Below are 12,806 nucleotides of genomic sequence, written 5' to 3' on the forward strand. Positions count from 1 at the left end.
TTAAGCTGTTTTTTTGATCATGTTATTTTTACGAATCGTGATCATTACAAGTTGAACAGCAGCTGGGGTAACACCAGGAATACGACTCGCTTGAGCTAACGTTTCTGGAAGAACAGTTTTCAATTTCTGAGTAATTTCACGCGATAGACCAGAAACAACATCATAATCGAAATCGGCTGGAATTTTGGTTTCTTCAAGACGCTTTAATTGAGCTACATCTTCATGCTGACGGTTAATATAACCTTCGTATTTAACAGCAATTTCAATTTGATCACCAACTTGTTCAGAAACTTCCGAACCTGTAAGCTCTGCAATTTGAGCAAAACTAATATTAGGACGTTTGAGTAAATCAATCGCACTACATTCTTTACTCAAGTCAGCACCAGTCATTTCGACAAATTTCTTACCCATTGGATTGTTAGGCGCCGCCCACAAATGTTGTAGACGCGATGTTTCGCGCTCAACTGCTTCCATTTTTTCACAATAAGCAGCCCAACGAACATCATCAACCAAACCAAGTTCACGACCAATTGTTGTTAAACGTTGATCAGCATTATCTTCACGTAACATCAAACGATATTCCGCACGTGAAGTGAACATACGGTATGGTTCTTTTGTACCCAAAGTAATCAAGTCATCAACCAATACGCCCATATAAGCTTGGTCACGTTTAGGTGTCCACTCTTCTTGTTCCCAAGCACGGCGTGCAGCATTTAAACCAGCAAGTAAACCTTGGGCACCCGCTTCCTCATAACCGGTAGTACCGTTAATTTGCCCTGCAAAATACAAGCCGTTAATTGCTTTGGTTTCAAGTGTGAATTTCAAAGCTTGCGGATTGAAATAATCATATTCGATTGCATAACCTGGACGCAAAATATGGGCATTTTCCATACCACGAATTGAGCGAACAAGTTCAAACTGAACATCAAATGGTAATGAAGTCGAAATACCATTTGGATAAAGCTCATGAGTATCGAGACCTTCTGGTTCTAAAAATACCTGATGCGAGTCTTTATCAGAAAAACGATGAATCTTATCTTCAATTGAAGGACAGTAACGCGGACCTACACCTTCAATGACACCGGTATACATTGGTGAACGATCTAAACCACCACGAATAATGTCATGTGTTTTTTCGTTAGTATGCGTAATATAGCAGTTCACTTGTTCAGGATGCATCGAAGCATCACCCATGAATGACATCACTGGAGACGGAAAGTCACCCGGTTGTGGTGTCATAACAGAGAAATCAACTGAGCGCGCATCAATACGTGGTGGTGTCCCAGTTTTTAAACGACCTACTGGCAGTTTTAATTCACGAAGACGCTGAGCAAGTGCAATAGAAGGAGGATCTCCTGCACGACCACCGCTTGATTTTTCTAAACCAACGTGAATAACACCACCTAAGAATGTACCTGTAGTCAACACAACAGTTTTTGCGTCAAAGCGAATACCCATTTGGGTAACAACACCCTTAACAGTATCACCTTCAACAATCAGGTCATCGGCCGCTTGTTGGAAAATATCAAGATTTGCTTGGTTTTCTAAAGTCTCACGAATTGCAGCTTTATAGCGAACACGGTCAGCCTGAGCACGCGTTGCACGTACTGCCGCACCTTTACGTGAGTTTAAAATACGGAATTGAATACCACCTTTATCGGCAGCCAAAGCCATCGCACCGCCAAGTGCATCAATTTCACGTACTAAATGTGATTTACCAATACCACCAATTGCTGGGTTACAGCTCATCTGACCCAAAGTCTCAATGTTATGGGTCAAAAGCAAAGTCTGTCGTCCCATACGCGCCGCAGCAAGTGCCGCTTCCGTACCTGCGTGACCGCCACCGATAACGATAACATCATAAACTTTAGGATAGTGCATGAGTACAAAAACACCAGAAAAAAAAGACGGAACATTATAGCAAAATTATCTGGTTATTGATGTACATAATTACAAAATTGTCATCACATGATTTACGCTACACCACATGTTTTGACATTTTGTTGCATGAATTCAATACAAAGTGAATGTTTTTTGAAATATTTCATTTTAGAATAAAAATTGTACAGCACTTATATGACTTTAAAACTAACGTAACTAGAAGGAACACAAAATGAAAAGCACCATGTTAAAAATCTTAACTGCATCTCTCCTTTGTTTTTCAGGCGTAACGTTGACCCACGCTGCGACCAATCATACTGCAAAGTCGACTCATACGGCTAAATCCAGCAAAGCAACTCATCATGCTGCCGATTCAAGCAAATCAGAGATGCAAAAACAGCTAAGAGCTTGTGCTAAAAAACGTCAGGGTGAATGGGTATCTTATAGCCATAATGGCGCAACTTTTAACGGTACTTGCCAACCAAATGAAAACGGCAAATTACAGTTTAAAGCCCCTGCTCCTTAATGTAATTTAAATTTAATATGTAGAAGAACATTTGAGTTTTTCTATAACACAGTATGATTTTCAAAAAGCGGTCCATTAAAGATGGGCCGTTTTCTTTTTTAAAATACTCCAGTCGGCTACAATAGACCTTTAAATAAAATTTTAGGTCCTTTTCGTGAAGTGGTTACAAATACACATTACCGTTGATCAAGAACAAGTTGAATTCACAGAAACACTATTAATGTCTCTAGGTGCGGTAAGCGTAACTCTGGATGATGCCGAAGATCAGGCTCTACTTGAACCATTACCAGGTGAAACACCTTTATGGAATAAAGTCATTGTTACAGGTATCTATCAACAAGACGAACAAGACCCAATCGATGTCGATACATTAGAAGCTTTCTTAAAAGCTCAACTTCCAGATGTGCCAATGCGTCATGAAGAACTTGAAGACCAAGTTTGGGAACGCGCATGGATGGATTATTATGAACCTATTCAAATTGGGGAAAAATTCTGGATCGTACCTGAATGGTTAGAGCCACCAGAAGCAGACGCGACCAATATTAAACTTGATCCAGGTCTAGCTTTCGGCACAGGTAACCATGCAAGTACATTCTTATGCTTACAATGGTTAGGCAAAACTGATGTTAAAGATAAAATCGTAATTGATTATGGTTGTGGTTCAGGCATTTTAGGTGTTGCAGCTTTATTATTAGGTGCTAAAAAAGTCTATGCGACAGATATTGACCCACAAGCTGTTTTAGCAACAAAACAAAATGCTGAGCTCAATGGCGTTCTAGATGGTTTATATGTTGGCCTCCCTGAAGAGTTTGATCAAGAATTCAAACCTCAACAAGCAGATGTTTTAGTTGCAAATATTTTAGCAGGACCTTTAATGGCACTTGCGCCAGAGTTTGCAAAATTAGTTAAATCTGATGGTGAGTTCGCACTTGCTGGTGTAATTGAAGAGCAAGTTGCTGATGTTTCAGGTGTTTATTCTGAATTTTTTGATATATTAGATATTGAAAAGCGCGAAGAAAATTGGTGTCGCATTTCAGGAAAATGCAAAACAATAAACTGAGACTATTTAACTCATGAATGAAAAACAAACCCGCTGCCCTAAGTGTTTAACAGTTTATAAAGTTTCTCTTACCCAGTTAACTGTTGCTCAGGGTATGGTTTGTTGCCCTAAATGTAATTTAAATTTTAATGCTCTTACCAACTTGGTTAGTATCGAACTGCCAGAACCAACAAACTCATCTGTTTTAGCCAATGGTTCTATTCAAACACGATATATGACTCACTCTCATGTGTTAGATATCTTTGATCAAAAAGTTGAAAACTCTAATATTGATCTTCTGACATATTTAAATAATTTAAATTATTTTCATAATGAACCAATCAATGCACTACCGAATCTCAACTTAGCAGAGCAAGCAACCTCCCCCGAACAAGATCATGGTAAAAAACATAGTTGGTTATATTATACGCTTTGGAGTTCGGCAAATCTGATTCTGCTTTTGGTTTTCACTTTTCAGATTCTCTGGTTTAACCCAAAACTCATGCAACAGAGTCCTGCTATTAGTCATGCATTTAATTATGTATGCGAAATTTTGCATTGCAGTAAGTCAGCTGAACAATACGAACTTCTTAATATAGAGAAAGTGAAACTACGTAGAATTGATTCAGAACATACTCAAGTTTCAGGTGTTTTGGTCAATCAAAATAATAAAAGTATTGAGCTACCAAGCCTAAAACTCAGTTTTGGTTCACAAACTGATCAAGAACAAATCATTTTCACACCTAATCAGTACTTGGTAGAAAATTTACGTGGAATTCAACGTATTCCAACCAATACACCTTTTAGATTCCAATTTGTCTTAAATAAAAGCAAAAAGAGCTTACTAAATTATCGATTAGAAATTGTCCACCCCTAAATTGTAAAAAAAGTGAAAAAAAAATAAAAAAAAATGCAGTTAATTTGCTCACTTTTTCCTAGACAATGGTATGATACGCGCCACGAAAGCTTTGACTCATATACTCCTCGCTCTCAATTCAAAAAATATACTGTTAAGCATGTGTGCTTTTCTAAATTAAGCGCATAGCCTAACTTTTTTTGTTTTTGAGGGGGCTGTAACAAATATTTAACTATTGTTACGCTTATTTTTTACTCAATACGAAGATTTATGGCAAGCTAATTGTTCTTATGTTTTAGAGTCACTGTTTTAGGATCTAAAACAGGACTCCGTATTTTAGACCACATTTATATACTACTTTACCCAAGCTAGTATTTGATTTTCGGATTAACTCGCATGAATAGCAAATCTCCTATTTTTACTGCACAATCTGATGTTGCTCTTCGCATCCACGTGGATCGCGCAGTTCGTCATTATTTTGCACAATTGCAAGGTGAGCAACCATCTCAGGTATATGACATGGTGCTAGCAGAAATGGAGAAACCTCTTTTATCTGTAGTTCTTGAATATACTCGTGGCAACCAAACACGTGCCGCAGAGATTCTTGGACTAAACCGCGGCACTTTACGCAAAAAGTTAAAAGCTCACGGTTTAATGAGTGAATAAATGATAAAATGCTCACGACGTCGTGGGCATTTTTTTATGCTTCTAATTGGTTTTAATCCGTAGACTTGAAATTGTTGACTTGAACATCATGACTATTAAACGTGCTTTGATTTCTGTATCAGACAAAACAGGAATTGTCGAATTTGCTCAAAACCTTGCAGCTTTAGGGGTAGAATTATTATCTACAGGCGGCACATATAAGTTGCTTAAAGATAATAACATTGCTGTTGTTGAAGTATCTGAACATACTGGTTTCCCAGAAATGATGGATGGCCGTGTAAAAACACTACATCCAAAAATTCATGGCGGCATTTTAGCTCGTCGTGGTCTAGACGAAGCAGTTATGCAAGAACACAACATTGATCCAATCGATCTAGTTGTAGTCAACCTTTATCCATTTGCAGCTACAGTTGCTAAACCTAACTGCTCACTTGCTGATGCTATCGAAAATATCGACATCGGCGGTCCAACAATGGTTCGTGCTGCTGCTAAAAACCACGCTTCTGTGGGTATTGTTGTAAATGCTTCAGATTACGATACAGTGATTAACGAATTAAAAGCTGCTGGTTCACTTTCTTATGAAACACGCTTTGATTTAGCTGTTAAAGCATTTGAACATACTGCTCAATATGACGGCATGATCGCTTCTTACTTAGGCGCTCGCGTTGGTAAGACCGAAGGTGAAGCTGATTTATTCCCTCGTACGTTCAACACTCAATTGAATAAAGCACAAGATTTACGTTACGGTGAAAACCCACACCAATCTGCTGCTTTCTATGTTGAAGCAACCGCAAAAGAAGCATCTGTTTCTACAGCAAAACAATTACAAGGTAAAGAATTGTCTTATAACAACATTGCTGACACAGATGCTGCACTTGAATGTGTTAAATCATTTGCTAAACCAGCTTGTGTAATTGTAAAACATGCTAACCCTTGTGGTGTTGCGGTTTCTTTAGACGGCATTAAAGCTGCTTATGATTTAGCTTATGCAACAGATCCAGAATCTGCTTTTGGTGGCATTATTGCATTTAACCGCGAGTTAGACGTTGCAACTGCTCAAGCAATTGTTGACCGTCAATTCGTTGAAGTTATTATTGCTCCAAGTATTGCTGATGGCGTACTTGAAGTGACTGGTGCGAAGAAAAATGTTCGTGTTTTAGTATGTGGTGAATTACCTGCAATTGATGCACGTGCTCCACAACTTGACTATAAACGCGTTAACGGCGGCTTACTTGTTCAAGACCAAGACTTGGGCATGATCACGAAAGATGATCTCAAAGTTGTTACTAAAATCGCTCCAACTGAACAAGAAATTGATGACCTTATTTTCGCATGGAAAGTTGCGAAATATGTAAAATCAAATGCTATTGTTTATGCAAAAAACCGTCAAACTATTGGTGTAGGCGCGGGTCAAATGAGCCGTGTTAACTCAGCGCGTATTGCTGCAATTAAAGCGGAACATGCTGGTTTGGTTGTTGAAGGCGCTGTTATGGCTTCTGATGCATTCTTCCCGTTCCGTGACGGTATCGATAATGCAGCTAAAGCTGGTATTAAGTGCATTATTCAACCAGGTGGTTCTATGCGTGATGAAGAAGTCATTGCAGCAGCTGATGAAGCTGGCATTGCAATGGTCTTCACTGGTATGCGCCATTTCCGCCACTAATTTAAATTTAGTCCTCCCTAACCCTCCTTTTATTCAGGAGGGTTTTCCACAATAATGGAACTATCTCTCCACTTTGAGAAATAGAGGGGGATGAAAAAGGATTAAAGTTAAGGAACAAATTAAAAATGAATATTTTAGTTTTAGGTAGTGGTGGTCGTGAACATGCTTTAGCATGGAAAATCGCGCAAGATACCAAAGTTACTCAAGTTTTTGTTGCACCTGGTAATGCTGGTACTGCAACAGAAGAAAAATGCGTTAATGTTCAACTTGATATTTTAGACAACCCAGCAATTATTGCTTTTGCTAAAGAAAATAATGTTGAACTCGTTGTTGTTGGTCCAGAAGCACCATTAGTAAATGGTGTAGTAGATGCTGCACGTGAAGCTGGTGTAAAAATTTGGGGACCGACTCAATATGCAGCACAACTTGAAGGCTCAAAAGCATTTGCTAAGCACTTTTTAAAACGCCATAACATTCCAACTGCTTTTTACGATGTATTTACTGAAGTTGATGCAGCGAAAGCTTACGTTGAAAAAAATGGTGCACCAATCGTTATTAAAGCCGACGGCCTTGCTGCTGGTAAAGGTGTAATCGTTGCAATGACCAACGAAGAAGCTTTTGCAGCGATTGATGACATGCTTGCAGGCAACAAATTTGGTGATGCTGGTTCACGCGTTGTAATTGAACAGTTCCTTGCTGGTGAAGAAGCTTCTTTCATTTGTATGATTGATGGTAAAAATATTTTACCAATGGCAACTTCACAAGATCACAAACGTATTTTTGAAGGTGATCAAGGTCCAAACACTGGTGGTATGGGTGCTTACTCTCCTGCTCCAGTTGTAACTCCAGATGTTTTTGAACGTGTAATGACGGAAATTATGCGTCCAACTGTTGACGGTATGGCTGCTGACGGACATGTTTACACTGGATTCTTATATGCTGGTTTAATGATTGATGAACAAGGTCAACCACGCGTAATTGAATTTAACTGCCGTTTTGGTGACCCTGAAACTCAACCAATCATGATGCGCTTAAAGTCATCTCTTGTTGATTTGGTTGAAGCAGGTATTGCAGGTAATTTACCGAAAGAAGCTGAGTGGGATGAGCGTAAGTCAATCGGTGTTGTACTTGCAGCAGAAGGATACCCAGATAGCGTACGTAAAGGCGATGTGATTTCTGGTATCGGCCAATCACCTGAAGATACTAAAATCTTCCATGCAGGTACTGCAACTCGTGAAGATGGTCACATTGTGACTTCTGGTGGACGTGTGCTTTGCGTAACTGCTTTAGGTGACAGCGTTCTTGAAGCACAAATTAATGCTTTAGAAGTATGCGGCCAAGTAACTTTCACAGGTATGCAATACCGTAGTGACATCGGTTACCGCGCGATTGCTCGTGAAAAAGCTGAATAAAAGTTAGCAAAAAAAAGCTTCCTATTTAGGAAGCTTTTTTTATTTTGTGCACCAATAGAAGAAAATGATATAAATTTTTAGAAGATTTATTAAGATATCAACAAATAGAAAAAAGCCCTCTATATCAACTACATTTTTATTGCTATTATTAGTACATAGTTGTAACTGTCATCAGACACTGCTGTTTTAATAATTTCCATAAAGACTTGCTCTACAAATTATGCCTGTAGAGAGTTTTTTAATATTCTAAATTTATGAATGCTCGTTTGGCTACTGTTGGGGATGAACTGTTTGGGGAAACAGTTTTTGTTTATTAAACAATTACCCTCTGTTATAGCCAAAATATGCAAGCAAATTATGGAACCCCAGAAAAAGATCACAGAGTTTAGACTAGTTGTAATTCCAACTCCTCTCTTTTCATATTGATATAGATCAATCGTTATTGTTCTATATCTTAATCAGGACTTTTTTAAATGAAAAAGCTGATCAGCCTTTTTTTAAGCATGTCAGTAGTATTATTGACAGCATGTAGCAAACAAGAAAATGCTCAACAAGCCGAACAAAACAATGATAGTACCAAAGTACAAACGGTAGTAATTGCCTCTACAGGTTCGGATGCTGACATTTGGCGTTATATCGCATCTTTACCTGAAACCCAAGCTGCTGGACTGAAGTTAGAAGTAAAAAACTTCTCAGACTCCGTTTCAATGAATACAGCAGTTGCAAATAAAGAAGTAGATTTGAACGCATTCCAAGCTTATTCTTATCTTACTGTATTTAATAATTCAAACCCGGATAAGATTGCAGCGGTTTCTACCACTTATATTGAGCCAATGGGGATTTATTCAAGTAAATACAAAAAAATTGAAGAACTTCCTGAAGGTGCAATTATTTCAATCCCGGATGATGCTGCCAGCGAATCTCGTGCGCTACTCTTGTTACAAACTGCTGGCTTAATCAAGCTTAAAGCTGACTATAATCCTGTTCAGGGCAGTCCAATTGATGTTATCGAAAATCCCAAAAAGATCAACATCAAACCAATCAAAATGGAAACTGCATTACGTCTTAAAAATGAATTTGATGCAGTTGTATTAAATAATACCATAGCACTCGAGGGAGGTTTAAACGTACTCAAAGATTCTATGTTCTATGAACCTATTGATCAAATCTCAAAAATTAGTGTAAACGTTCTAGCAACTGCTGAATCACGTAAAAATGATCCTGTCTTGCAAAAAGTTGGTAAGCTTTACCACACTGCAGCTGTTAAAAAATACATTGAAGAACACTTTGGTGGAACAAAAGTTGACGTAGACAAACCAATCAGCTATCTCTCAGAAGCTAAATAGTAATATAATAGCCCAAACGTGAAACAGGCAAATTATCTTTGCCTGTTTTTTCTTTCAAGCATAGTTTCTGACGATATGATTCAATTTAAAAACATTTCAAAGCACTATCAGCTCAAAAGCCAAACCATACGCGCACTCGATCAAATCAATTTAGAGATTCCAGAGGGCAGTATTTTCGGCATTATTGGCTATAGTGGTGCAGGTAAAAGTACTTTAATTCGCCTGATTAATTTACTCGAACGACCAAATGAAGGTCAGATTATTATTAATCAAAAGGACTTCACTGCTTTAGATGCACGTTCATTACGTCAGGAGCGTGCAAATATTGGTATGATTTTTCAGCATTTCAATTTGCTTCAAACCAAAACAGTTGCTGAAAATATCGAAATGCCAATGCGCCTGCTAAATTACAAAAAAGCAGAACGTGAAAAGCGTTTAAATGAATTATTAGAGTTTATTGATCTTAAGCATAAAAAAGATGCCTATCCAGATGAACTGTCTGGCGGTCAAAAGCAACGTGTTGGTATTGCTCGTGCTTTGGCAAATCATCCTAAAATTTTATTATGTGATGAAGCCACATCTGCACTAGATCCGCAAACTACTCAATCAGTTCTAGAGCTTTTAAAGAAAATCAATCAAGAACAGAAAATCACAATTGTTATGGTTACTCATGAAATGGATGTCATTGAATCTATTTGTGACCATGTTGCAGTTATGGAAGCTGGTAAAGTGATTGAGCAAGGCTCAACTATTGATATTTTTAGTAATCCTCAGCATCCAACAACTAAAAACTTTATACAAACTGTCTTACATCAGCAGTTACCAGTTAACATTCTAAATCAATTAGAAAATCAACATCACCACAGCATCTATTGCCTACAATTCTTAGGGCGTTCGGCTCAAGAACCTGTAATTCAGTCACTTATTAAACAATATGATATTAGTTTAAATATCTTATTTGCCAATATGACTGAAATTAATGGCACAGTGATTGGTCAAATGTTTGTACAGCTTTTAGGTGACCCGCAGTTGATCAGTCAAGCGATTGAGTTTTTAGAAAAAAATGAAGTGAGCGTAGTTCAATCAGGAGATCAAGTATGAGAGATTTAATCGTACAATGGTTAACTGAACTTACTCAGCCTTTCTGGCAAAGTTCCCTTTCTATGGACCAGTTTGTAACTGCATTACAAGAAACCTTTAATATGGTGTTCTTTGCGCTTATATTTGGTGGTATTTGGGGCTTCATCCAAGGCATTATTCTGCTTGTAACTCGCCCAGAAGGAATCTTACCAAACAAATTCATTTATCATTTGCTTAACCCAATTGTAAATGCATTGCGTTCTCTGCCATTTATTATTTTACTTATTGCTGTTATTCCTCTCACCAAGTTCTTGGTAGGTACTTCGATTGGTACATGGGCGGCGATCGTTCCTTTAACGATTTATGTTGGACCATATATGGGCCGACTTATTGAAACTTCCCTACTTGAAGTAAATGAAGGAATTATCGAATCTGCTCAAGCAATGGGTGCAACACCTTGGCAGATTATTTCACGCTTTATTTTACCTGAAGCTCGTAGTTCTCTTATTTTGAACTTAACAACTGCCACGATTAGCCTTATTGGTGCGACCGCTATGGCTGGTGCAGTTGGTGCTGGTGGTATTGGTGACTTAGCCATTTCCTATGGCTATCAACGTTTTGATACAAGCGTTGTGATTTTAACAGTCATTATCCTCTTGCTTTTAGTGCAAATTGTACAGACTTTGGGCAACTGGCTCTCTAAGATCCGCTAAATCATTTATATAGAAAGCTCCCTAAACGGGGGCTTTTTTGTTTTTATAAGCTCTTGTCATTAAAAAGTTGAGTGCATGGCTTAATGCCATTTTCTGTTATTATCAAAATTAGTGATTACTCTTTGGATTTGGTTTCAGGATAAAACAATGCGTTATAGAATTCATTTTATTGATGTGCAAAATGCCCTACAAAACTATATCTGGATTTTAGAAGATACTGAAACTCGTGAAGCTGTTGCTGTGGATCCAACAGAAGGTGGATTAGTCACTCAATTTTGCAATGACCATCATTTAACCTTAAAGCAAATTTGGCTTACTCACTGGCATAAAGATCATATCGGCGGCGTTGCAGATTTAACGGCTAACTCTAATTTGGCTGTATATGGCCCAAGAGATGAGCTAAGCAAAATTCCTGGTATTACCCATCCCCTTCAACACGACGACCATTTAAAATTTAATGATTTAAAGGCAGAGATTATTGCCACACCAGGTCATACCCTAGGACATATTGTGTATTTTATTGAGGAACTGAATGCCCTCTTTTGTGGAGATACTTTGTTTGCAATGGGGTGTGGCCGACTATTTGAAGGTACAGCAGAACAGATGTATAACTCTTTAAATCGACTCGCAGCTCTTCCAACCACAACCAAAGTCTATTGTACACATGAATATACTCTTTCTAACGCTGAATTTGCCTTAAGTGTTGAACCTGAAAACCACGCATTACAAGAACGTGCAGAACAAGTTCGTAAGCTTCGCACGGAAGGTAAAATTACCTTACCAAGTAGTATTGAACTAGAATTGGCTACTAATCCATTTTTACGTGCTGAAAGTGTGGAAGAGTTCGCTCATTTACGTAGTTTAAAAGATAATTTCTAAGTTAATCGGATTTATAGAAAGATACAGTTCAGTTTTAAAAACTGTATCTTTTTGAATAGCGCGTGTTTCATGAAATTATTTTTTACATTTATTGATTTTAAATTAACTTACTTTGATTAAATTTTACCCCAAACTTTATATTTTAAAATTTACATAAAAAACAATTATTTAAATTTTAAACAAACATAAATTGATTACATAAAAACCGAATAATTTTATAAAGTGAAAGAGATTACATTATCTATTTTACTTTTTTTACAAGTTGCAAAATAAAACAAAGTTTTCCCCCTTTAAAAAATCTAGGTAAATCCCTATTAATAAATAAGGTGTAAGACACGGATAGAAGAAGGAGTTCTCACGTGAAAAAGGTTGTTAAAGCTAAAAATTTAATTGCGTTCCGTATTTGGTTAGAAAAATTAGGGTATTCGGTTAAAAACTTGGCCGATGGAAAAGGTTTCACTTTCAGTTTTAAAAAAGAGTATGGCTTAGTCACGTGTGATTTGGCAGGCAATGCTTTAGCAATGCAATTAGGTGAAGAATTTGAGGATCACTTAAAAGCGTAAGCTTGAGCTGTTTTGCATATACTATTTTCAGTATAGGCAACTTAAAAGTTCTACTTTCAAAGTAGATCTATATGAGAGTTTGTGAAAATTTTATATTGGCCTCCCATAATTAAGCATTTACATACAAGATAGTTTTTTTAAATTAAATTTTCGACTAGATATAATAAAACCTGTAGCATGGC

12 protein-coding genes are annotated in these 12,806 nt (G+C 37.5%); 11 read left to right on the forward strand and 1 reads right to left on the reverse strand.

Going from position 1 to position 12,806, the window contains the following annotated elements:
* Entirely contained in the window at positions 1 to 1,881 is a 1,881-nt protein-coding gene (gene mnmG, locus ACLCEG_RS06135; RefSeq protein ID WP_151761548.1) for a tRNA uridine-5-carboxymethylaminomethyl(34) synthesis enzyme MnmG, read from the reverse strand.
* A gap of 232 nt (positions 1,882 to 2,113) precedes the next feature.
* Between mnmG and ACLCEG_RS06140 the strand changes: the two genes are divergently transcribed.
* From ACLCEG_RS06140 to ACLCEG_RS06190, 11 genes are all read left to right on the forward strand, one after another.
* The gene (locus ACLCEG_RS06140) at positions 2,114 to 2,407 is read left to right on the forward strand and encodes a hypothetical protein (protein ID WP_004700812.1); all 294 of its coding nucleotides are present in this window, start codon (positions 2,114 to 2,116) and stop codon (positions 2,405 to 2,407) included.
* A 154-nt stretch (positions 2,408 to 2,561) separates the two neighbouring features.
* A complete protein-coding gene (gene prmA, locus ACLCEG_RS06145) occupies positions 2,562 to 3,467 on the forward strand; it encodes a 50S ribosomal protein L11 methyltransferase (RefSeq protein WP_410566661.1) in 906 nt (301 codons plus the stop codon).
* 13 nt (positions 3,468 to 3,480) lie between these two features.
* The gene (locus ACLCEG_RS06150) at positions 3,481 to 4,323 is read left to right on the forward strand and encodes a zinc-ribbon and DUF3426 domain-containing protein (protein WP_004700807.1); all 843 of its coding nucleotides are present in this window, start codon (positions 3,481 to 3,483) and stop codon (positions 4,321 to 4,323) included.
* A 375-nt stretch (positions 4,324 to 4,698) separates the two neighbouring features.
* Positions 4,699 to 4,968 (forward strand): DNA-binding transcriptional regulator Fis, encoded by a 270-nt coding sequence (gene fis / locus ACLCEG_RS06155; protein ID WP_001086304.1) that lies wholly within the window; start codon positions 4,699 to 4,701, stop codon positions 4,966 to 4,968.
* 88 nt (positions 4,969 to 5,056) lie between these two features.
* Positions 5,057 to 6,631 carry a bifunctional phosphoribosylaminoimidazolecarboxamide formyltransferase/IMP cyclohydrolase gene (gene purH / locus ACLCEG_RS06160; protein ID WP_004700806.1) on the forward strand — a complete coding sequence of 525 codons (1,575 nt, stop codon included), beginning with the start codon at positions 5,057 to 5,059 and terminating at the stop codon, positions 6,629 to 6,631.
* A 125-nt stretch (positions 6,632 to 6,756) separates the two neighbouring features.
* Entirely contained in the window at positions 6,757 to 8,043 is a 1,287-nt protein-coding gene (purD, locus tag ACLCEG_RS06165; protein ID WP_004700803.1) for a phosphoribosylamine--glycine ligase, read from the forward strand.
* A gap of 473 nt (positions 8,044 to 8,516) precedes the next feature.
* On the forward strand, positions 8,517 to 9,389 hold the full coding sequence (locus ACLCEG_RS06170; protein WP_004700802.1) for a MetQ/NlpA family ABC transporter substrate-binding protein: 873 nt from the start codon (positions 8,517 to 8,519) through the stop codon (positions 9,387 to 9,389).
* 75 nt (positions 9,390 to 9,464) lie between these two features.
* Positions 9,465 to 10,490 (forward strand): methionine ABC transporter ATP-binding protein, encoded by a 1,026-nt coding sequence (locus ACLCEG_RS06175; protein ID WP_004708029.1) that lies wholly within the window; start codon positions 9,465 to 9,467, stop codon positions 10,488 to 10,490.
* Complete coding sequence (locus ACLCEG_RS06180) at positions 10,487 to 11,182, forward strand: methionine ABC transporter permease (RefSeq protein ID WP_004708028.1); 696 nt, start codon at positions 10,487 to 10,489, stop codon at positions 11,180 to 11,182. Before ACLCEG_RS06175 ends, ACLCEG_RS06180 begins: the two co-directional genes overlap by 4 nt.
* A 147-nt stretch (positions 11,183 to 11,329) precedes the next feature.
* Positions 11,330 to 12,061, forward strand: coding sequence for a hydroxyacylglutathione hydrolase (gloB, locus tag ACLCEG_RS06185; RefSeq protein WP_410566664.1), 732 nt, complete (start codon positions 11,330 to 11,332; stop codon positions 12,059 to 12,061).
* 359 nt (positions 12,062 to 12,420) lie between these two features.
* A complete protein-coding gene (locus ACLCEG_RS06190; protein ID WP_000758190.1) occupies positions 12,421 to 12,624 on the forward strand; it encodes a hypothetical protein in 204 nt (67 codons plus the stop codon).
* Positions 12,625 to 12,806 lie beyond the last annotated feature (182 nt).

It is taken from the genome of Acinetobacter sp. H1(2024), from assembly GCF_046557555.1.
Taxonomy (GTDB): Bacteria; Pseudomonadota; Gammaproteobacteria; order Pseudomonadales; family Moraxellaceae; genus Acinetobacter; species Acinetobacter seifertii.

What these genes read in the sequence shown, in the direction of transcription:
- ACLCEG_RS06175 (WP_004708029.1), top strand. Translation starts at nt 9,465, where the DNA reads ATGATTCAATTTAAAAACATTTCAAAGCACTATCAGCTCAAAAGCCAA.
- purH (WP_004700806.1), top strand. Translation starts at nt 5,057, where the DNA reads ATGACTATTAAACGTGCTTTGATTTCTGTATCAGACAAAACAGGAATT.
- ACLCEG_RS06140 (WP_004700812.1), top strand. Translation starts at nt 2,114, where the DNA reads ATGAAAAGCACCATGTTAAAAATCTTAACTGCATCTCTCCTTTGTTTT.
- gloB (WP_410566664.1), top strand. Translation starts at nt 11,330, where the DNA reads ATGCGTTATAGAATTCATTTTATTGATGTGCAAAATGCCCTACAAAAC.
- ACLCEG_RS06150 (WP_004700807.1), top strand. Translation starts at nt 3,481, where the DNA reads ATGAATGAAAAACAAACCCGCTGCCCTAAGTGTTTAACAGTTTATAAA.
- ACLCEG_RS06170 (WP_004700802.1), top strand. Translation starts at nt 8,517, where the DNA reads ATGAAAAAGCTGATCAGCCTTTTTTTAAGCATGTCAGTAGTATTATTG.
- ACLCEG_RS06180 (WP_004708028.1), top strand. Translation starts at nt 10,487, where the DNA reads ATGAGAGATTTAATCGTACAATGGTTAACTGAACTTACTCAGCCTTTC.
- mnmG (WP_151761548.1), bottom strand. Translation starts at nt 1,881, where the DNA reads ATGCACTATCCTAAAGTTTATGATGTTATCGTTATCGGTGGCGGTCAC.
- fis (WP_001086304.1), top strand. Translation starts at nt 4,699, where the DNA reads ATGAATAGCAAATCTCCTATTTTTACTGCACAATCTGATGTTGCTCTT.
- purD (WP_004700803.1), top strand. Translation starts at nt 6,757, where the DNA reads ATGAATATTTTAGTTTTAGGTAGTGGTGGTCGTGAACATGCTTTAGCA.